At 72.4% G+C, this 19,345-nt stretch carries 18 protein-coding genes and 1 pseudogene; 14 read left to right on the top strand and 5 right to left on the bottom strand.

The annotated features are described in order from the left end of the window. Window positions 1-26 precede the first annotated feature (26 nt). Window positions 27-965, bottom strand: coding sequence for an alpha/beta fold hydrolase (locus ACFY04_RS17865; RefSeq protein ID WP_389117700.1), 939 nt, complete (start codon window positions 963-965; stop codon window positions 27-29). Between the two features lie 137 nt (window positions 966-1,102). On the opposite strand from ACFY04_RS17865, the pseudogene ACFY04_RS17870 reads away from it, so the two are divergent. The 3 genes and pseudogenes from ACFY04_RS17870 to ACFY04_RS17880 form a co-directional block, all read left to right on the top strand. Continuing rightward, window positions 1,103-1,327, top strand: a pseudogene (locus ACFY04_RS17870) (TetR/AcrR family transcriptional regulator); the annotation flags it as partial. 327 nt (window positions 1,328-1,654) lie between these two features. Further along, complete coding sequence (locus ACFY04_RS17875; protein ID WP_389117701.1) at window positions 1,655-3,337, top strand: glycosyltransferase family 2 protein; 1,683 nt, start codon at window positions 1,655-1,657, stop codon at window positions 3,335-3,337. 14 nt (window positions 3,338-3,351) lie between these two features. Beyond that, window positions 3,352-6,399, top strand: a complete 3,048-nt coding sequence (locus ACFY04_RS17880; RefSeq protein ID WP_389117702.1) for an SGNH hydrolase domain-containing protein — start codon at window positions 3,352-3,354, stop codon at window positions 6,397-6,399. A 159-nt stretch (window positions 6,400-6,558) separates the two neighbouring features. Here the strand turns inward: ACFY04_RS17880 and ACFY04_RS17885 are convergent, their stop codons facing one another. Further along, window positions 6,559-6,984 carry a subtilase-type protease inhibitor gene (locus ACFY04_RS17885; RefSeq protein WP_389117704.1) on the bottom strand — a complete coding sequence of 142 codons (426 nt, stop codon included), beginning with the start codon at window positions 6,982-6,984 and terminating at the stop codon, window positions 6,559-6,561. 397 nt (window positions 6,985-7,381) lie between these two features. On the opposite strand from ACFY04_RS17885, the gene ACFY04_RS17890 reads away from it, so the two are divergent. Both ACFY04_RS17890 and ACFY04_RS17895 read left to right on the top strand, forming a co-directional pair. After that, window positions 7,382-8,551, top strand: coding sequence for an alpha/beta hydrolase family protein (locus ACFY04_RS17890; RefSeq protein WP_389117706.1), 1,170 nt, complete (start codon window positions 7,382-7,384; stop codon window positions 8,549-8,551). Between the two features lie 247 nt (window positions 8,552-8,798). Further along, a complete protein-coding gene (locus ACFY04_RS17895; RefSeq protein WP_389117707.1) occupies window positions 8,799-8,927 on the top strand; it encodes a hypothetical protein in 129 nt (42 codons plus the stop codon). Here ACFY04_RS17895 and ACFY04_RS17900 read toward each other — a convergent pair. After that, a complete protein-coding gene (locus ACFY04_RS17900) occupies window positions 8,909-9,880 on the bottom strand; it encodes a helix-turn-helix transcriptional regulator (protein ID WP_389117708.1) in 972 nt (323 codons plus the stop codon). The two genes, ACFY04_RS17895 and ACFY04_RS17900, sit on opposite strands and share 19 nt — an antisense overlap. Window positions 9,881-10,016: 136 nt before the next feature. Here ACFY04_RS17900 and ACFY04_RS17905 point away from each other — a divergent pair, with 136 nt between their 5' ends. Beyond that, window positions 10,017-10,412: a RidA family protein gene (locus ACFY04_RS17905; RefSeq protein WP_389117798.1), complete on the top strand. Its 396-nt coding sequence runs from the start codon at window positions 10,017-10,019 to the stop codon at window positions 10,410-10,412. A 124-nt stretch (window positions 10,413-10,536) separates the two neighbouring features. Here ACFY04_RS17905 and ACFY04_RS17910 read toward each other — a convergent pair whose 3' ends face one another. Next, the gene (locus ACFY04_RS17910; protein WP_389117710.1) at window positions 10,537-11,115 is read right to left on the bottom strand and encodes a GNAT family N-acetyltransferase; all 579 of its coding nucleotides are present in this window, start codon (window positions 11,113-11,115) and stop codon (window positions 10,537-10,539) included. A 187-nt stretch (window positions 11,116-11,302) separates the two neighbouring features. Here ACFY04_RS17910 and ACFY04_RS17915 point away from each other — a divergent pair, with 187 nt between their 5' ends. The 6 genes from ACFY04_RS17915 to ACFY04_RS17940 all read left to right on the top strand — a co-directional run bounded on the left by ACFY04_RS17915 (window position 11,303) and on the right by ACFY04_RS17940 (window position 16,885). Next, window positions 11,303-11,950 (top strand): hypothetical protein, encoded by a 648-nt coding sequence (locus ACFY04_RS17915; RefSeq protein WP_389117711.1) that lies wholly within the window; start codon window positions 11,303-11,305, stop codon window positions 11,948-11,950. A gap of 178 nt (window positions 11,951-12,128) precedes the next feature. Beyond that, window positions 12,129-12,764: an isochorismatase family protein gene (locus ACFY04_RS17920; protein WP_389117713.1), complete on the top strand. Its 636-nt coding sequence runs from the start codon at window positions 12,129-12,131 to the stop codon at window positions 12,762-12,764. Window positions 12,765-12,787: 23 nt separating this feature from the next. Further along, entirely contained in the window at window positions 12,788-13,693 is a 906-nt protein-coding gene (gene argB, locus ACFY04_RS17925; protein ID WP_389117715.1) for an acetylglutamate kinase, read from the top strand. A 210-nt stretch (window positions 13,694-13,903) separates the two neighbouring features. Next, window positions 13,904-15,301: a lysine N(6)-hydroxylase/L-ornithine N(5)-oxygenase family protein gene (locus ACFY04_RS17930; RefSeq protein ID WP_389117717.1), complete on the top strand. Its 1,398-nt coding sequence runs from the start codon at window positions 13,904-13,906 to the stop codon at window positions 15,299-15,301. A gap of 6 nt (window positions 15,302-15,307) precedes the next feature. Next, window positions 15,308-16,630, top strand: a complete 1,323-nt coding sequence (locus tag ACFY04_RS17935) for a condensation domain-containing protein (protein ID WP_389117718.1) — start codon at window positions 15,308-15,310, stop codon at window positions 16,628-16,630. A 48-nt stretch (window positions 16,631-16,678) separates the two neighbouring features. Next, the gene (locus tag ACFY04_RS17940; protein WP_389117719.1) at window positions 16,679-16,885 is read left to right on the top strand and encodes an MbtH family protein; all 207 of its coding nucleotides are present in this window, start codon (window positions 16,679-16,681) and stop codon (window positions 16,883-16,885) included. Window positions 16,886-16,979: 94 nt separating this feature from the next. Here ACFY04_RS17940 and ACFY04_RS17945 read toward each other — a convergent pair whose 3' ends face one another. Continuing rightward, entirely contained in the window at window positions 16,980-17,480 is a 501-nt protein-coding gene (locus ACFY04_RS17945; RefSeq protein ID WP_389117721.1) for a GNAT family N-acetyltransferase, read from the bottom strand. Between the two features lie 210 nt (window positions 17,481-17,690). Here ACFY04_RS17945 and ACFY04_RS17950 point away from each other — a divergent pair, with 210 nt between their 5' ends. After that, window positions 17,691-17,930, top strand: a complete 240-nt coding sequence (locus tag ACFY04_RS17950) for a phosphopantetheine-binding protein (protein WP_351154907.1) — start codon at window positions 17,691-17,693, stop codon at window positions 17,928-17,930. A gap of 39 nt (window positions 17,931-17,969) precedes the next feature. Beyond that, window positions 17,970-19,313 (top strand): enterobactin transporter EntS, encoded by a 1,344-nt coding sequence (entS, locus tag ACFY04_RS17955; RefSeq protein WP_389117722.1) that lies wholly within the window; start codon window positions 17,970-17,972, stop codon window positions 19,311-19,313. Window positions 19,314-19,345: the final 32 nt, after the last annotated feature.

The following is a 19,345-nucleotide window of genomic DNA, read 5'->3' on the forward strand; positions in this document are numbered from 1 at the left end:
CGGAATCCGGAGGCACCGGGCCGGGCTCAGGCGCCGGCGGGAGCGAGGGAGTCGACGTCCTCCATGAAGCTCAGCATCCGCGCGTTGACCAGGTCGGGGTGGTCGATCTGCGGGCCGTGGCCGGTGGCGGCGACGATCTCGGCGCGAGCGCCGGGTATCAGGCGCGGCACGCGTTCCAGCTGGCGCTTCGGGTGTACGAGCAGGCTGCGCTTGCCCAGCACGAGGTAGAGCGGGGTGCGGATGGAGCGCAGTGCGTCCTCGGCCAGCGGCAGGGGCGCGGGGCGTCGGATCCGGAAGGCCCGGGCACCCGCCTGGACCCACTTGCGCAGCTCGGGCACGACGATGACCGGCTGCTCCAGCCAGGCGGCGAGGCGCGGGCGCATCACCTTGGGCGCGAAGCTGGCGAAGAGGCTGACGAAGACCCAGGCGAAGAAGCGCAGGCCCACCTTCTCCAGGCCGCCCGGGTCGAGGAGCGTGACGGAGGCGAGCCGGCCGGGCCGGCGGTGCGCCTGGTTGAGCACGAGCCAGCCTCCGTAGGAGGAGCCGACGAGGTGGACCCGGTCGAGGCCCAGTTCCTCCAGTGCCTCGTCGAGCCACTGGGCCGCGCGCTCGGGCTGCCACATGGGTTCGCGGTGGATGCTGCGGCCGGCGTCGCCGGGGGTGTCGAGCGCGTAGACGGGGCGTTCGGCGCTGAGTGCGGGGGTGTTGGGGTACCACATGGCCGAGCAGTAGCCCGCGCCGTGGATCAGGACGACCGGAGTGCGGGACTCGGCGGCCGGGTCGTCGGGGCCGTAGCGGTAGACGTGCGTGGTGCCGAAGCTGGTCTCGACGTCCGTCTCGTAGCGGGCGGGTGCGCCCATCGCGTAGAGCGCGTCGCCCGCGGCGAAGTACCGGTCGCGCAGCTCATCGTTCACATAGCGGCCGACGTCGCGGCGCGGACGGGTTCGGGTGGTGTTCTCGGGCACGGGGCACCTCCGGTTCTTCGAAGATCCACTCTTCGTAATACGAACGTACCATAAAAATGGTACGGCGGTACCATGAAAGGGTCCGGGGGTCCGGACGACGAACACGAGCGCACCACCGACGGGCGGAGAGACGACACATGCCGAAGCGCGTGGACCACGAGGAGCGGCGCGCCCAGATCGCCGAGGCGCTCATCCAGGTGGCCGGGCGGCGCGGACTGCACGCCGTGGGCATGCGCGACGTCGCGGCGGAGGCGGGGGTGTCACTGCGACTCGTGCAGTACTACTTCGAGACCAAGGAGAAGCTGCTCTTCCACGGACTGCAGCACCTCACGGACCGCTTCACCGCACGCGTGGGCCAGCGGACGCCCGAGTCGGCCGTCGCGGTGCTCCACCACCACCTCGACCGGATCTTCACCACCTGACCCCCACCCCCGGGCCCCGCCCTCCGGCCGGCGACGGCCCGGCCGCCCCGGCGAGTTCCAGGACTGTTCACCCTTACGTGACCCGCGCCTTCCCGGACCCGCCGGACGCGGCCGGTCGGATGGTGACCTAAGAGGTCTGGACCATTGAAGTCGCGCCAATCCGTGGCGCATTGCCTGCGGTGCCACACTCTCGCAATAACTGGTCTATACCTTTACTACTAGGATGGACCACCTGAAACGGGTACATGCACAGCCGTGGGGGGCTTTATGACCTTTCATCATCTTCCGCAACCACCATCCGACGAAGAGCTCTACTGGTACTTCGGTCCGCAGCGCCGCTGGGTTCTGGTCAGCACCTCGCTCGCCTTCGTGTTCACGGCGGCGACCATGTTCACCTTCGCCCTGCGGACACCGGCCCTGTGGGCGTTCCTCGCCGTCCTCGGGCTCAACCTCCTCGCCCTCGTCCTCTCCTCCGTCAACAGCCTGCGCCAGCGCCGGCTCACCCGGCAGTCGCACGAGGTGCTCGTCCACGCCTGGCGGCCCGCCGCCCTGCCGGACGTCGATCTGTACCTGCCCACCTGCGGCGAGCCGCTCGACGTCCTGGGCAACGCCTACCGCGCGGTCGCGGCCGTCGACTGGCCCGGCGCGCTGACCGTCTGGATCCTGGACGACGCCGACCGGCCCGAGGTCGCCGCGCTGGCCGCCTCGTACGGCTACGAGTACGTCGTACGACCCGACCGGGGGCACCTGAAGAAGGCCGGCAACCTCAACCACGCGCTCAGCCTGAGCAGCGCCGGGTTCATCGCGATCCTGGACGCGGACTTCGCCCCGAGGCCGGACTTCCTGCGCCACCTCGTGCCCTACCTGGCCGATCCGGCCGTCGGCATCGTGCAGAGCCCGCAGTGCTTCGACACCGACGAGTCCATGGGGTGGATCCAGCGGGCCGCCGGCTCCGCGCAGGAATGGTTCTTCCGCTGGATCCAGCCGTCCCGGGACGCGAGCGACGCCGCCATCTGCTGCGGCAGCAACGCCGTGTACCGGCGCAGCGCGATCGACCTGGCCGGCGGCTTCGCCCGCCTCGACCACAGCGAAGACCTGTACACCGGGCTCGCCCTGCACGAGCAGGGGTTCCGCACCCTGTACGTGCCGGTGCTGGTCGCCAAGGGCACCTCGCCCGACACGGTCACCTCCTTCGTCAACCAGCAGTACCGGTGGGCGATGGGCAACCTCCACCTGATCGGCACGCCCGTGCTGCGGCGGATGCGCGCGCCCTGGCGGATGCGGCTGTGCTTCTACGAGGGCATCGTCGGCTATCTGACCACCGCGGTGAACACCTTCGCGGCGCCGTTGCCGCCGCTGGTGATGATGTTCTGGTTCCCGGACCACATCCGGCCCTGGCACGTACTGCCCCTGCTCGCCCCGCTGTGGCTGTGGCACGTGCTGCTGCCGCGGATCAGCCGCACCCGCTGGCGGGTGGAGGTCATCCGGGCGAACGTCCTGACCAGCGTGGCCGCCGCGACCGCGTTCGTGCACACGCTGCGGGGGCGCAGCGCCGCCTGGGTGCCCACGGGCGTGCGGAGCGCGGGGGCTCCGGGCGGGATGGCCCGCCGGGTGGTCGCCGTCTCGCTCGTCTGGCTCGTCCTCTCCAACGGCGCCGCGGCCACCGGTCTCGCGCTGGCCGTGGCCCGCAACGGCTGGGAGCCCAACTGGGGGCTGCTCCTCTACCTGCTGGTGCAGTGCCAGATCAACGTCCCGCTGATCCGGGACCTGGTGGCCGAACTGCACCCGGCCGCGGGGCCGGTGCGCGCCCGGGTTCGGGCCGCTCTGCGCTCGCGCGGTGGCGTGCTGCCGCGCCGCTGGCCCGAGACCGTCGCCGCTTCCGCGGTCCTCCTGCTGACCGGCCTGCTGGCATCGGGGTGGGTCGACCCGATGCTTCCCTGGCTGAGTTGAAAGGCTCCATCCGCATGTCCTTCCTCGTCACACCCGGCCGGCGCCGGCCCCGCGGGGGCACCGCCCCGAGGGCCGGAGAACTGCCGTCCGGATCCCGTTCCGGCCATGAGTCCGGGCCGAGCCCGCACCGGTCCGCCTTCCGGCCCGACATCGAGGGCCTGCGCGCGGTCGCCGTCCTCGCGGTACTCGCCTTCCACGCCGGCCTCCCCCGGGCGACCGGCGGATTCGTCGGCGTGGACGTCTTCTTCGTCATCTCCGGCTACCTCATCACCGGCCTGCTGGTCCGGGAGGCGATCACCACCGGCCGGATCCGGCTCGGTGACTTCTTCTCCCGGCGGGCCCGGCGGCTGCTGCCCTCCGCCGCCGTGGTGCTCGCCGCGGTGGCCGTCGCCGGGGCCTGGCTGACCGTACCGCTGCGCCGCGCCGACATGGAGTACGACGTGGTCGCGGCGGCCCTGTCCTTCGCCAACTGGCGGTTCGTGTCGCAGCGGACCGACTACCTCGCCGCCGGGCACGACCAGAGCCCGCTGCTGCACTTCTGGTCCCTCGCCGTCGAGGAGCAGTTCTACCTCTTCTGGGCCCCGCTGCTGGCGGTGCTGGTGCTGTGCGCGGCCCGGGCGGTCCGCCGGGGCCGGGCCGTACGGCTCGTCGTGGTGCTGGCCGCCGCCCCGCTCGCCCTGGCCTCGTTCGCGCTGGCGGTGTACTGGACCGGGCACTCCGTATCGCTCGCGTACCTCGGAACTCCCTCACGGGTCTGGCAGTTCGGCGTCGGGGCGCTGCTCGCCCTGCCGCCCTGGCACCTGATGCGCGGTCCGCGGCCCCTGCGGCTGCTGTGCGGCTGGGCCGGGGCCGCGGCAATCGGCTGGTGCGTCGTGTCGTACGACGCCGGGACCCCGTACCCCGGTTACGCGGCGCTCGTGCCGACCCTGGCCACCGCCGCCGTGATCCTCGCCGCGATACCCGGCCGGGGCGAGCGTCACACCCCGGGCACGTGGGACGTGGGCCGGCTGCTGGCGGGGCGGGCGCCCCGGGCCGTCGGACGGCTCTCCTACAACCTGTACCTGTGGCACTGGCCGGTGCTCGTCCTCGCCGAGGCCCGGCTCGGCACGCTCGGCTGGCCTGCGAAGACCGCGCTGACACTGGCGGCCGTACTGCCGGCCCTGGCCACCATGCGCTGGGTCGAGCAGCCGCTGCGCCGCAGCCGTACGGTCTCCGAACTCCCCCGCCGCGGACTGTCGGTGGGCGTGTCGGCGATCGTCCTGCCGGTGGTCCTCGCGCTGGTGGTGGGTACGACGACGCTGCGTGTGCTGGGCCCGGCCGGCCCGGTCGACCCACAGGGGCTGCCTCCGGGCGCCGCCTCGGGCCCCACCCTGCTCGCCCGGACGGCCGGTACGCCGCTCGCCGACGGGCCGGTGGTGCCCAGTCCCGCGCAGGCACGGGGGGACTTCCCGCCGGACGGGGCCTGTGAGGTCGCCCCGGCCGAGACGCGCAGCCCGGACTGCCTGTTCGGCGCGGTGGACAGCCCGGACCGGATCGTGCTGCTCGGGGACTCGCACGCCGGGCAGTGGTTCTCCCCGATGCTGGCGCTGGCTTCGCAACGGGGCTGGGCCCTGCAGGAGCTGGTGAAGCAGGGCTGCCCGCTGCCGGAGCTCGCGGTGGACAGCCCGCAGCTCGGGCGCGCCTACCGGGAGTGCGACACCTGGCGGGCGGACTCCCTGGAGCGGCTGCGGCAGCAGCAGCCGAAGCCGCGCCTCATCGTGATCGCCTCGCTCAACCGGTACACCGACGACACGAAGCTGCTGGCCGAGGCCTGGGAGAAGACGCTGACGCCGCTCCGGGCCCTGGGGGCACCGATCGTCTACGTCGAGGACACGCCCGTACCCGGTACGGACATCCCGGCGTGCGTGTCCGGCAGTCCCGGATCCCCGGCCGACTGCGCGTTCAGCCGCGCGGACGCCCTTCTGCCGGATCCGCCGGCGCAGCGGATCGCGTCCGGCGCCCTGCCCGGCGTACGGAGCATCGGCGTGAACCAGGTCCTGTGCCCGGGCGACGGGCCGACCTGCCCGGCCGTGCTCGACCGGATCCTGCTCTACCGGGACGACGCCCACCTGACCAACGCGGCGGCCGTGGTCCTGACCAACCGGCTGGAGCGGCTGCTCACGGAGGCCGGGCTGCTGCCCGCCACGGATGGAGCGGCACCGGGGGCGGCGGGGGCGGCGGCAGCGGGGGCGCCGGGGGCGGACGGGTGGACACGGCTGCTGCGCGACGACTTCGACGGCCCGGCGGGCGCCCGCCCGTCCGCCGCCGACTGGATCCACGACACCGGCACCTGCTACCCGGGCTGCCCCGCGCCGCAGTGGGGCACCGGCGAGATCGAGACCATGACCGACTCGACCGACAACGTCCGTCTCGACGGGAAGGGCGCACTGGAGATCGTGCCCACCCGCAAGGACGGGCAGTGGAGTTCGGGGCGGATCGAGACGCGGCGCTCCGACTTCGCGGCCCCGCCCGGTGGGGTCCTGCGGATCGAGGCGTCGATCGCGCTGCCGGATGTGACCGGGGAGAAGGCGGCGGGATACTGGCCGGCCTTCTGGACCCTGGGGGCACCGCTGCGCGACGGGTACACAGGGTGGCCGGGCGTCGGGGAGCTCGACGTCATGGAGTCCGTGAACGGGCGGGACACCGTCTTCGGCACGATGCACTGCGGTGTGCTGGAAGGCGGCCCGTGCCGGGAACCCGCCGGCCTGACCTCCGGTCCGCAGCCGTGCGACGGCTGCCGTACGGCGTTCCACTCGTACGCCGTCGAGGTCGACCTCGCGCCCGGCGCGCAGGAGGTGCGCTGGTATCTGGACGGGCGCGTGTACCACCGGGTGACCGCCGACCGGATGGACCCCGGGACGTGGAAGGCGGCCGTCGACCACGGGCTGTTCCTGATCCTCAACGTGGCGGTCGGCGGCAATCTGCCGCTCGCCGACGGCGCGAGCGCGGGTCCGGCCACCGAGCCGGGCCATGCGATGCGGGTGGACCACGTCACCGTCTCGGCCCGGGAGCGGAACACGTAGCGGCATAGAGGTACAGGCCTGTGGAGGAAGGGAGCGCCACGCTTCCGGGCCGGGAACGGTCCGGAAGCGGGGCGCGCTCCTCGGGATGCCCTGAGCACGCCCGGCACAGGTCCGCCACAGGTCCGACGCGGGGTCAGAATGCGGGGTCAGAACGCGGGGTCAGAACGCGAAGACGGCGTTCCCGTTGAGGGTCGTGGACATCACGCAGGTGTTGGAGAAGGTGTGCTTCCAGGCGACGCGGCTGCCCTTCCACACACCGTCGGCGGTGACGGTGACCGGGGCGTAGTGCATGGGGCAGGCGCGGTCCGGGTCCGGCGAGGCCAGCAGGCGGTCCAGCGCTCCGCCGGTGGAGTTGAGGGCGGCGCAGGCGGCCTGCGGGTCCGGGTGGGTACCCAGCGCGGTCGGGGCGCAGCTGAGGGTGGAGGCCCGGACGATGGTGGAGGTGGCGATGTCGTCGCCCTGCGCGACGGTGAACACCAGGGCGGACGGGGCGTACAGGCTGGAGGGCTGGGCGGCTGCCATGCCGGTGGTGCCCACCAGACAGAGGAGCGTGGCGGCGGAGGCGGCTGCGATGCGGTGACGCACGACGAAACTCTCTTTCGATTCAAAGGTTGAACGCGATATTTGGTTTCGATATCGCGCCGTTGCAGGATCAGACTGTCTGACGCGAGGGCAAGTCGCACACGCACGACCGATTTACGGACAGAGCATCCGCATAACGGCGAACGAATGGTCGTTCGGGCAGCTCACAGGGGACGCCTCCACCCCGTCGCCGCACCACGACACCGGTCACGCCGTCCGCGACGCGCTGCCCCACCCCTCCCTGACCTGCCGCCGGCCGCACGCGGTTCACCCGACGGCCACTCAGCTTGACCGGATATGCACACTCGAGCCCCGAGGGCGCCGCATCCCGCCGGTCCAACTCGACGACATCTCGGAAATCTTAGGTAAGCCTTGCCTAAAAATGCCTTACGATGCCGGCATGAAGAAGATCATCCGCGTGCTGACAGCGGTGGCGGCCGGTCTGGTCCTCGCCGCGCCCGGCACGCTCGCCACGCCGGCCGTGGCCGCGTCCGCCCCGGCCGGCGTCTCCAGACTCGAACTCCCGAGGCCCACCGGCGACTTCGCCGTGGGCCGCGACACCCTCCATCTGGTGGACCGGGAGCGCAAGGACCCCTGGGTACCCACGGCCGACCGGGAATTACTCCTGTCGCTCTACTATCCTGCGCTCGCGCACACCGGAACTCCCGCTCCCTACATGAGCGCTCCCGAGGCCAGGGCGCTGCTGACCGACCGGGGGCAGCTCGGCGAGTACGTCACCCCCGAACGCGTCGCGGGCACCCGGACGAACGCACGGACGGGCGCGCTGCCCCGGCCCGCCACGAACCGCTACCCGCTGATCGTGCTCTCCCCCGGCTTCACCATGCCCCGCTCCTCGCTGACCACCCTGGCGGAGGACCTCGCCAGCCGCGGGTACGTCGTCGCCGCGGTGGACCACGCGTACGAATCGGACGGCACCGTCTTCCCCGGCGGCCGGATGCTCTCCTGCAAGGCGTGCGAGCAGGTGTTCCCCGACGGGTCGCTGCACCGGGTCTCCGACGGCCGGGCCCGTGACATCCCGTTCGTCCTGGACCGGCTGACCGGCCCGCGCCCGGCGTGGCGGTACTCCTGGCTGATCGACCCCCGGCACATCGGCATGGCCGGGCATTCGATCGGCGGTGCGGCCGCATCGGCCACCATGGCCGTGGACCCGCGCGTGGACGCCGGGGTCAACATGGACGGCACCTTCTTCACACCCGTACCCCAGGCCGGTCTCGGCGGACGGCCCTTCCTGATGCTGGCCGGTGACCCCGCCCTGCTGCCGCCCGACTTCCCCGACACCTCGTGGGAGGACAGCTGGCCCCGGCTGGACGGCTGGAAGCGCTGGCTGACCGTCACGGGGGCGGGGCATCCCGGTTTCACCGACTGGCCCGTACTGGGCGACCAGGCCGGATACCCGCACCCGGAGACACCGCTGTCGGGCACCCGCTCCCAGCAGATCACCCGGGCGTACGTCGGCGACTTCTTCGACCTGCACCTGCGCGGGAAGCCGGCGCCGCGCCTGGACGGTCCGACGGCGGCCGACCCGGAGGTCGTGTTCCACCGCAGCTGACGCCGCGTACGGGGGCACGCGCCCGTCCCGGCGGGTGCCCCCGTGGCCACCCGCTCCCCCTGAGGCCGATCCCGGCGACCGATCCGCATCGGATGCATCGATCCGAGTCGAACCGAGGAGTCCACTCACATGTCGAACACCTCCGAATCGTCAAGGCGACGGGGGCACAGTTCCGCTCCGGCGCCGGGGCGGCCGCGGGCTCGCCGCCGTGGCACCCGGCTGGGAGTGAATCGGGGACCACCGGGTGATGGAGCGCATCAGCGTCGGCCACCGGGCGGCCGCGGGCCTGTTCCGCCTCCTGACCCTCGGCGCTCCGGCGTACTCCGCGGCCCGGCTGCGCGCCACGCGGGTAAGGGCTCAGGACGGGTCCGCGTAGCGCGCGGCGAGCGCGGCGGCACGGTCGCGCAGGGCGGTGCGCAGCGACTGCGGATTCAGGGCTTCCGCGTCCGTCCCGAGCTGCCACAGTGCCCATTCGGCGTGTCGTGAATCCTGGAAGGTCAGCTCCAGCCGCAGCCGGCCGTCCGGGTCGGGTTCTTCGGCGCGGACGGCGACCGCGGTGTCCAGCAGGTCCTCCCGCCGCGCCGGGTCGACCCGTACCAGCACGGTGATGTGGCCGTCGCCGAGGAAACGCGCGGAGCGTTCCCGCCAGATCCGGTCCAGATCGACCCGGTTCGGGCGCTCTGCCGGTTCGGGGAGTTCCTCGGCGGCCAGCACCCGTGACAGCCGGTAGGTACGGTCCGCACCGGATCTCGTGGCCAGCAGGTAGACCCGGTCGCGTACGGTCACCAGGCCGATCGGGTCCACCGTGCGCCACTGCGGTGGCCGGCCGGTGGCCGCGTAGTGGATGCGCAGCTTGTGTCCGGCGAGCACCGCGCGCCGGACCTCGATCATCGTGGTGCCGGGTACCTCGTCGGTGACCAGCCGGCGTGAGAGCAGATCGGTCTCCGGCTCGACGAGAAAACGCTGGGCCGCGTCGCTCGCGGTGGCCCGGTGGCTTTCGGGCAGCGCGTCGACCACCTTGCGCATGGCCGAGGCGTGCGCCGAGCCGAGGCCGAACACCTGCTCGCCGCGCCCCGATCCGGCGGCCAGCAGGGCCAGGGCCTCCTCGTGGTTCAGTCCGGTGAGCTCGGTCCGGAAGCCGGGCAGCAACTCGAACCCGCCGTGCCTGCCGCGTTCGGCGTAGACCGGGACGCCGGCCGCCGACAGTGCCTCGATGTCGCGCAGCACGGTACGGGTGGATACCTGCAGCTCGCGGGCCAGCGTGTCCGCGGTCAGCCGACCGCGCCGGCGCAGCAGCAGCACCAGTGAGACCAGCCGGTCGGCGCGCATGCGGGAACCTTAACGAAATACCTGACCAAGGGTGTCGTGATTTGTTGGGAGGCTCGTCCACACGACGTCGAGGCCGGCGGGTGCCGAGCCGGTGGACGTACGTACTCCCTGCGAATCGAATGGAACTGACGTGGCGATGGAACGAACGGCGGTCAACCCGGTGACGTGGTCGGTGGAGATGGGGTTCAACCAGGGCGAGGTCGTCTCCGGGCACACCCGGACCCTGTACATCTCGGGGCAGACCGCGATGAGCGACGAGGGCAAGCCCCGGCATGACGGTGACATGGCGGCGCAGTTGAAGCTGAGCATCGACAACCTGGAGGCCGTGCTCGGTGAGGCCGGCATGTCTCTCGCGAACCTGGTGCGGCTCAACGTCTACACGACCGACGTCGATCTGCTCTTCCGGCACTACGGCGGGCTGGCGGCGCGGTTGGGCGCCGCCAGGGTGGCGCCGGCCACCACGATGCTCGGGGTGACCCGACTGGCGATCCCCGGCCAGCTGGTCGAGCTCGAGGGCACCGCCGTCGCCTGATCGGGCACCGGCGCCGGCTCCGCCGGACTCCTCGGTGGACGACGGTCGCTGCTCGGACGTCTGCGGGGCGCCCCTGGTTCCGGGGCGCCCCGCAGACGACCGGTGCGGGTGAAGGTCGTCCCGCCTACCGGTCGAGCCCACCGGACCGGCCGGAAGGACCGGACGGCGTGAGCGGGGACCGCACGCCGAACCACTGGTCGGCGCCGTACTCCTCGAACCTCTCCACCTCGGTGAAGCCCAGCTTCGCCGCGAGGCGCATCGCGCGGTCGTTCGCAGTCTGGGTACAGAGGACCACCGGCTCACCCGGAAGCGCGCCGGCGAACCAGTCGAGTGCCGCCGCGCACGCCTCGGCGGCGTACCCGTACCCCCACGCCTCCGGGAGGAACATGTAGCCGAGTTCGACCTCTCCGGCCTCCGGGCGGACATGACCCGGGCGCTCTGCGTCGCGCCGGTCGAGCGTGATCATGCCGATCATCGCTCCGTCGACATCGATCACGAAGAAGCCGGGGCGCCGCCCCGGCACCTCGGGTACCGCGCGTTCGAGCTCGGCACGCGGCCGAGGGCCGCCGACGTAGGTGCCCACCTCCGGCGATGCGAACAGCTCGATGAACGCCGCACGGTCCCGGGCCTCGGACTGGCGGAGTACGAGCCGTTCGGTCCTGATCGGGGCAGGTGGCCACGTGTCAGCTCCGAGTTCGATCATGACAGGCAACCTACCCCAGGCCGTGCGAGTGATCCGGAGGGCGAGACCAATTCGTCCTTCAACTACCGTGCGGTCGTTCCGGGTTGGGATGAACCCGGCGCGCCCCGGGAATCCCACGACTGCGGCCGCATATCTCCCCTTGCACTCCACAATTAGGTTAGGCTTACCTAAGAATGGGGGTGCGGGGATGCAGGACAAAGCGCAAGACCAAGCGCAGCGGGACGAGTGGGCCGACGAGGTACTGGCCTGGATGAGCTCCCAGGAGGAGATGGACCGGGCACTGCGCGACGCACTGCGCCGCACGCCCAGTCAGCGGGAGGAAACGATCGCCCGGATGGCGGACGCCCTCCGCGGTGCGGCCCAGGGACTGACCATCCCCGGGTGCGCGGCGGCGGCCGGCGTACCCGAGCGCATCCTGTGCGAGTGGCTGGAGATCGACGCCAGCTTCGCCACGGCGCTCCGCGCCGCGCACACACTCGCCGAGGCGCACGGGCTGAGACCGGGGGCGACGCCCACCCCGGCCGCGTTACAGCTGATGCTGAACGCGATCCGCAAAGGGGCCGCCTGGCCGGCCGCGGCGACCCTCGTGGGCATCTCCGTGCGCGGGTTCAACCGCCTGCGCGCCGAGGCGCCGCCGGTGGGGGCCCTGATCGCGGCGGCCCAGCGGGCGCGCTCGATGCAGGCCGGCGCCGGCCGGCGGCGCAGACCCCCCAAGGCGGCGAGCCGCCGGGTCGGGTACCGGATCGTGCAGCTCGACGACCCGCTCCTGTCCCCGGACAGCCAACCGGACGATCCCGCGGGCGGGTTGAGCGGCCGCGCCACGCGCCGGGACTGAGCACCCGATCTCACGAAGACCGAATTCGGAGGGTGCCGCTCACCCTCCGCGCGTGCTACTTAGGTTAGGCTAAGCTAAGTACGAGATGAGGGGCGGGGCACACTCCGCCTCGCGTCGAGCTCCGCGCGCCCGTTCACCACCGGCGCTCGCGCAGCGCCGGTGACAAGGAGATCCAGCCGTGGGCCCTGTGACCATCGCCCCCTATCCCATGCCCACCCAGGACCTTGTGCCGCGCTCGGTGGCACCTTGGTCCGTCGACCCCGACCGGGCCGCCCTGCTGATACACAACATGCAGAACCATCTGCTCCGGCCCTTCCCCCGCGATCGTTCACCCCTCGTGGACCTGATCGGCAACATCACCGACCTGCGCAGGTCCGCACGGCGGCTCGGTCTCCCGGTCGTCTTCAGCACCGTACCGGCGGGTGAGCGCCCCGAACAGCGGGGCCTCGCGGCCGAGATGGAGACAGAACCGGTGGCGGCGGACCGCGACGTGTCGATCACCGAGGAGCTGACCCCGCGCCGGGGAGAGCACGTGATCGCCAACGCGCGGCACAACGCCTTCCTGCGCAGCCACCTGGAGCGCATCCTGCGCACCACGGGCCGGGACCAGCTGATCCTGTGCGGTGTGTTCGCCCACTCCGGCGTGCTGCTCACCGCGGCGGACGCCTTCATGAACGATATCCAGCCATTCGTCGTCGCCGACGCGGTGGCGGACACCTCCGCGGAGGAGCACGTGCTCGCCCTGCGCTGGACGGCCGCACGGGGCGCCGTCGTACACACCACCACGACCCTCATCGACGAACTGGAAGCCTGAATGACGACCGCACACCTCACCCCATGAGCGGACAGGCGGCGCCGCGGGCGCGCACACTCATCGAGGCCCTGCCGTGGCTGGAGCGGTTCCAAGGACGCACGGTCGTGGTCAAGTTCGGCGGCAACGCCATGGTGAACGAGGAGCTCAAAGCGGCCTTCGCCCAGGACGTGGTCTCCCTGCGCTACGCGGGGCTCCGGCCGGTCGTCGTGCACGGCGGCGGCCCCCAGATCAGCGCGATGCTCGAACAGCTCGCGCTGGAGGTCCGGTTCGCGGCGGGACTACGGGTGACGACCCCCGCGGTGATGGACGTCGTCCGCATGGTGCTGGCCGGGCAGGTCCAGCGGGACATCGTCGGCCTGATCAACCGTCACGGATCCTTCGCCGTGGGGATGACCGGCGAGGACGCCCGCACCCTGTCCGCCGTCCGGCGGCCGGCCGTGGTGGACGGCGCCGAGGTGGACATCGGCCTGGTGGGCGACATCGTGCACGTCGATCCCGACACCGTACGGGGGCTGCTGGAGCGCGGCCGCATCCCGGTGATCTCCCCCATCGCCCGGGGAGCGCACGACGACAACGTCTACAACATCAACGCGGACCTCGCGGCCGCCGCCCTCGCCGAGGCGCTCGACGCCGAGAAGCTGGTGATGCTCACCGACGTCGCGGGCCTCTACGCGGACTGGCCGCACAGCACGGAGATCATCGACCGGCTCACGGCCGGCGAGCTGGCGGAACTGCTGCCCTCGATGGCAGGCGGCATGGTGCCCAAGATGGAGGGCTGCCTGCGTGCGGTGCGCTCCGGGGTACGGATGGCGCACGTACTGGACGGCAGGGTTCCGCACGCCCTGGTCCTGGAGGTCTTCGCCGACGAGCACACCGGCACCACGGTGGTGCCCGACAGCCCGCCGGACGAGGAGCACCTCCCCCGCTGAACCGGGGGAGGGCCGGCCTGCCCGGCCCTCCCCCACCACACCCCGGAGCCGCTACGGCCCGGGGTCTTCCGCGTACCCAACTCCGGTTAGTACGAGCCGGGTTGGTGCGATTCAAGACAGTCACGGGTCCAACTTGACAGCTTCCGGCCCGTCAGAGATGTTAGGCCAGCCTTACCTAACTAAATGGGGTAGGACCGAGGAAGGATGGGCATGTCCGCACCGCACGCGAGCTCCACACCCGGGGACGCTCTCCCGGACATCAGGGACCTGGTGGGCATCGGCTTCGGGCCGGCCAACCTGGCCCTGGCGATAGCGATCCGGGAGCACAACGGCCGACGCGCCCCCGGCGAGGCGATCCGGGCCTCGTTCATCGAGCGCCAGGACGACTTCGGATGGCACCAGGGCATGCTCCTCGAAGGAGCCACCATGCAGGTCTCCTTCCTGAAGGACCTGGTGACGATGCGCGATCCCGGGAGCTCCTTCAGCTTCCTGCACTACCTGCAGGACCGGGACCGGCTGGCCGACTTCATCAACCAGAAGTCCTTCTTCCCCACCCGCCTCGAATTCCACGACTACTTCCGCTGGTGCGCCGCCTCGTTCGGCGGGCTGGTCGACTACGCCACCGAGGCCGTCGAGGTACGCCCGGCCGGTCCGGCCGGCGCCGCGGACCAGCTGGACGTCATCACCCGCCCCACGTCCGGGACCGGTCCGCGGCGCGCCACCCGCACCCGCAACCTCGTACTCGGGACCGGGCTGCGCCCCCGCGTCCCGGACGGGATCAGCACCGGCCCGCACATCTGGCACAACCGCGACCTGCTGCACCGCGCACCGGAACTGACGGTCCGTCCCCATCGCCGGTTCGTCGTCGTCGGCGCCGGCCAGTCCGCCGCCGAGACCGCCGACCACCTGCACCGCACCTTCCCGGACGCCGAGGTCTGCGCCGTGTTCACCCGGTACGGGTACAGCCCGGCCGACGACAGCCCGTTCGCCAACCGGATCTTCGACCCGGCCGCCGTCGACGAGTTCTTCAGCGCCCCGGAGGAGGTCAAGCAGCAGCTCATCGGCTACCACGCCAACACCAACTACGCGGTGGTGGACGGTGATCTGATCGAGCAGCTGTACCGGACCGTCTACCAGGAGAAGGTCGCCGGCACCGAACGGCTGCGCATCCTGAACGCGACCGCCCTGACCACCGTGGAGGAACTCCCCGACGGGGCCCGGGCCGTGGTGCGTTCCCTCACCACGGGAGAGGCCCTCACCCTCGACTGCGACGCGGTGGTGCTGGCCACCGGGTACCGGCCCACCGAGCCGGCCGAGCTGCTCGGCGACCTGGCCGGGGAGTGCCTCACGGACGGGCAGGGCAGGCTGCGCGTGGGCCGCGACCACCGGGTGGAGACCACCGACCGCGTCCGGGCCGGCATCTACGTCCAGGGCGCCGCCGCCGAACACACCCACGGCATCACCGCCTCCCTGCTGTCCACGCTCGCCGTGCGCTCGGGCGAGATCTGCGACTCCCTGCTCCTGCGCGTCGCCGAGCGCGAGGTGCGGGCCGCGCTGGCGACCAGGGCGGCGGCCGCCGCCGAGGGCGTCCCCGCCCACCGGGGCTGAGCGGCCGTGCCGCGCACCGATCCCCCGGCGGCGGCCGGGCCGGCCGGACTCACGGCGGCGCAGGCCCACATCCTGGCGGCGCAGAACGCGGATCCCTCGTACGCCGGCCACAACGTGGGCCAGTACATCGAACTCGTGGGCCCGCTCGACACGGCGGCGCTCGACGAGGCCGTGCTCCGCACCCTCGACGAGGCTCCCTGGCTCCGCTCGCGGCTGATGACCCGGGGCGGCCTGCCGCGCCTGGACACCTCCGCGGCGGCCGACCCGGTGGGCGCCGCCGTCGGTCTGGTACGCGGCCAGCTCGCCTGCCCGCCCCGGCCCGAGCTGCTCACCGCCCCGGTGGGCACCGGCATCCCACCCGACCTCACCGGCGCCCTGCTCGTCACGGTCGGCCCCGAACACCATCTGCTGGTGCAGTACTTCCACCTGCTGGCGGTCGACGGGTACGGAGTGGCGCTGCTGAGCCGGCGGATCGCCGAGGTCTACACGGCCCTGGTGCACGGCCTCCCGCCCGGCCCGACCCCGTTCGCGCCGGTCTCCGTACTGGCCGACGCGGACCGCGCCTACACCGGCTCGGCGGCGCAGGCCGCGGACCGGCGGTACTGGACGGGGCGGTACTCCGACCGCCCCGCGCCCGTGTCCCCCGCCGGGCGGGTGGCACCGGCCCAGGACACCCCGCGGCGGCACACCGTGCACCTCGGCGCGGCGGACGGCGCGGCCGTCCGCGCGGTCGCCCGCGCCGCGCGCGTCACCTGGGCCGAGGTCGTGCTCGCCGCGACGGCGGTGCAGGTGACCGCGCAGGCCGGCGCGCGCGAGGCGGTGCTCGCCGTGTACGTGACGGCGCGGACCGGCCCGGGGACGCTACGGGTGCCCGCGACGGCGGTGAACGTCCTGCCGGTGCGGCTGCCGGTCCGGGGGGCGGACACCTTCCGGTCGCTGCTGCGCGTGGCGGCCGGTGAGCTGACCCTGCTCCGCCGTCACCAGCGGCTGCGCGGCGAGGAACTGGCGCGCGAGCTGTGGCCGGAGTACGCGGGCGGCCGTGTCCCCGGGCCGCTGGTCAACCTGCGGCCGTTCGAGACGGAGCTGGACTTCGGCGGAATCCGCGGCCGGGTCGTCAGCCTCGCCTCGGGGCCGGTCGACGACCTGTCGGTGTCCGCCGCGGCGGACCCCTACGGGCGGCTGCGCCTGGACTTCGACGCGAACCCGGCGCTCTACGAGGAGGCCGAACCGGCCCGGTTCGCCGGCCTGTTCACCGGGGACCTGGCGGCGCTCTGCCGCGCCCCCGACGTACCGGTCGCCTCCCTGCAGGCCTCCCCCGTCCACCACTGATCCCATCCCCGAACCGACCGTCCCGGTCATCACCCAAGGAGAGACACCATGGCCACCAACCCCTTCGAGGACGACGACGCCCGCTACTTCGTGCTCGTGAACGCCGAGAACCAGCACTCGCTCTGGCCCGCCTTCGCGGAGGTGCCCGCGGGCTGGACCGTCGTGCACGGCGAGGACAGCCGGGAGGGCTGCGCCGCGTACACGGAGACGCACTGGACCGACATACGGCCCGCCAGCCTCGTCGCCAGGAGCTGATCCCGGGGGCCGCCCGGCCCCGCGGTCCCACGGGCGGGGCCGGATCGGAGCACGTGCTCCGATCCGGCCCCGGTCACGTGCGGACCGTACGGTTTCACAGCCTCCGGGAGAGCACCTCCGAGCCGCGTGCGGGGTCCAGCGCCCCCGCCCAGGCCGCGGGCGCCCGTCCTGGTCCGGCCGGTACGAACCCGTGCCGGCGGAAAAAGGCTGCGCCCCCCGTGGTCGCCGTGAAGACCTCGCGTACGAGGCGGCTTGTGGCGTCGGCGAGCGCGGCGCGCAGCAGTGCGGCGCCCAGCCCCTGCCCCTGGTTCCCCCGGGCGACGCAGAAGTTGTAGAGCACGGCAGCCCCCTCACCCTCGTCGCTCAGGGCGAGACAGCCCAGGACCGAGGTGCGGCCGCGGCCGGTCGCGAGAAGGAACTCCCCGGCGTGCGCCAGGTAGTGGTCGATGCTGCGCGGCCGCAGGGCACCGGAGCGGATGAAGGCCAGCGAGAGGGCGTGCAGGGCGGGGGCGTCGTGCACACGCGCCCGGCGGACCAGCGGCGGGGGGCCGTCCGCGCCGACGAGCGGGGGACGGGGGGTGGCGGCAGTAATCACAAACTTAGGTTAGCCTTCCCTAAATTGAGTCGCAATTCCGCCTCCCGGTCCAACACATCACACCCAGAGGCCAGTTCATCGAAGCGACAGCCGGACGTTCGCCGGGCCCGGCTTGACGTGCACCTTCGCGTTTAGTTAGGTAAGCCTTACCTAATGGAATGCTGAAAATGCAGCCGTCTTTCCACCCACCCCCGAGGAGAGAGCCCCTCCATGTCCGCTTCCCCGTCCTTCACGCTCGACCGGCTGGTCCGCGACGTCGCCGACGTGCTCTACACGGAGCCCTCCGACGTCTCCCTGGAGGAGGACCTGCTGGACCAGGGACTCGACTCCATCCGGCTGATGTCGCTCGTCGAGAAGTGGCGGGCCGAAGGCGCCCGCATCAGCTTCGTGGACCTCGCCGAACGGCCGACCCTGCGCCAGTGGGCCGAGCTGCTCACGCCCGCCCCCTGATCCCCCCTCCCCCCACACCTGCCCGCCCCGGAGCCTGCCGTGCCTCTGCGTGACTTCGTCATAGACATCGAACCCCTGCGCACCAGCAGGGACTTCCGCGCCATCTTCATCGCCCGCGTGGTGTCCCTGTTCGGTCTCGGCATGGCGACGGTGGCCCTGTCCGCCCAGGTGTACGGACTGACGCGCTCGACCTTCGACGTCGCCGCAGCCAGCATGATCATGAGCATCACCGTGCTGCTCGGCTCGCTCTGGGGCGGCGTCATGGCCGACCGGACCGACCGCCGGCGCCTGATCGTGTGGGCCCGCGGCGCCGCCGCCCTCGCCTTCGCCGGACTCGCCGTGAACGCGATGCTGCCGGACCCGACCCTGTGGGGCATCTACGTGTGCGTCGCCTGGGACGGCCTGGCCACGGGTGTCAGCGTGACGGCCCTGATGGCCGTCGCCCCGACGCTCGTGCGCCCCGACCAACTCCCGGCCGCGGGCGCCCTGATCTCGCTGACCGGTGAGATCGGCTCCATCAGCGCGCCCTTCCTGGGCGGCGTACTGCTCGCCCTGTGGGGACCCGGCCCGGTCTTCGCCTTCACCGCTGTCACCACGGCCGTCACCACCCTGCTGATCTCCCGGATCCGGCCCCTGCCCCCGGTCAAGGACGAGGAGGACGACGAAGAGGAGTACGGCGCCGACAGCGGATCGCTGCTGGTCGCCTTCACGTACGCGGTGCGCAACCGCGTCGTCGGCGGCCTGCTCGTGCTCGGCGGCGTGATGGCCCTCTTCAACCTCCCGGTCGTCCTCTTCCCGGAGATGGTCGACCGGCAGTTCCACGGCGGTGAGGTCATGCTGGGCCTCCTCTACACCGCCCCCGCCGTCGGCGCGGTCGCCGTCTCCGCCACGAGCGGGTGGCTGACCCGGGCCGCCCGGCCCGGCCGGCTGCTGATCATCGCGGCGTTCACGGGCGGTCTGTCCGCCGTGGGCTTCGGCCTCAGCGGCAACATCTGGGTCGCGTTCGCCCTGCTCGCCGTGGGCGGCGCCGCCGGAACGGTGTACGAGATCCTCGAGTACGCCCTCGTCCAGCACAGCACCCCGAACCGGCTGCGCGGCCGCATCGTCAGCGTCATCACCACGCAGGGCACCACCGGAGGCGTCGTCGGCGACGTCGAGGTCGCCGCCCTCGCCCGCTGGTTCAGCCCCGGTGGCGCGGCCGTCGTCAACGGCGCGGTCTGCGCCGTGGCCGCCCTCGCCGTGGCGGTCGCCGTACCCGGCCTCCGCAGGGCCACCCTCCCCCGCGAGGAGCGGGAGGAGGGGGACGGACACGGCGACGACCGGCCCGGCCCCGACACCGACACCGACACCGCCGGCCTGAAGCCCGCCGCCCCTGCCGCCTGACGGGCCCACCTCGCCCGCCCCCGCAGGCCCCC

Origin of the sequence: Streptomyces sp. NPDC001549, assembly GCF_042894025.1 — a bacterium.
GTDB classification, from domain to species: Bacteria; Actinomycetota; Actinomycetes; order Streptomycetales; family Streptomycetaceae; genus Streptomyces; species Streptomyces kutzneri.

What these genes read in the sequence shown, in the direction of transcription:
- ACFY04_RS17875 (WP_389117701.1), top strand. Translation starts at nt 1,655, where the DNA reads ATGACCTTTCATCATCTTCCGCAACCACCATCCGACGAAGAGCTCTAC.
- ACFY04_RS17880 (WP_389117702.1), top strand. Translation starts at nt 3,352, where the DNA reads ATGTCCTTCCTCGTCACACCCGGCCGGCGCCGGCCCCGCGGGGGCACC.
- ACFY04_RS17890 (WP_389117706.1), top strand. Translation starts at nt 7,382, where the DNA reads ATGAAGAAGATCATCCGCGTGCTGACAGCGGTGGCGGCCGGTCTGGTC.
- ACFY04_RS17895 (WP_389117707.1), top strand. Translation starts at nt 8,799, where the DNA reads ATGGAGCGCATCAGCGTCGGCCACCGGGCGGCCGCGGGCCTGTTCCGC.
- ACFY04_RS17900 (WP_389117708.1), bottom strand. Translation starts at nt 9,880, where the DNA reads ATGCGCGCCGACCGGCTGGTCTCACTGGTGCTGCTGCTGCGCCGGCGC.
- ACFY04_RS17905 (WP_389117798.1), top strand. Translation starts at nt 10,017, where the DNA reads ATGGAACGAACGGCGGTCAACCCGGTGACGTGGTCGGTGGAGATGGGG.
- ACFY04_RS17910 (WP_389117710.1), bottom strand. Translation starts at nt 11,115, where the DNA reads ATGATCGAACTCGGAGCTGACACGTGGCCACCTGCCCCGATCAGGACC.
- ACFY04_RS17915 (WP_389117711.1), top strand. Translation starts at nt 11,303, where the DNA reads ATGCAGGACAAAGCGCAAGACCAAGCGCAGCGGGACGAGTGGGCCGAC.
- argB (WP_389117715.1), top strand. Translation starts at nt 12,788, where the DNA reads ATGAGCGGACAGGCGGCGCCGCGGGCGCGCACACTCATCGAGGCCCTG.
- ACFY04_RS17930 (WP_389117717.1), top strand. Translation starts at nt 13,904, where the DNA reads ATGTCCGCACCGCACGCGAGCTCCACACCCGGGGACGCTCTCCCGGAC.
- ACFY04_RS17940 (WP_389117719.1), top strand. Translation starts at nt 16,679, where the DNA reads ATGGCCACCAACCCCTTCGAGGACGACGACGCCCGCTACTTCGTGCTC.
- ACFY04_RS17950 (WP_351154907.1), top strand. Translation starts at nt 17,691, where the DNA reads ATGTCCGCTTCCCCGTCCTTCACGCTCGACCGGCTGGTCCGCGACGTC.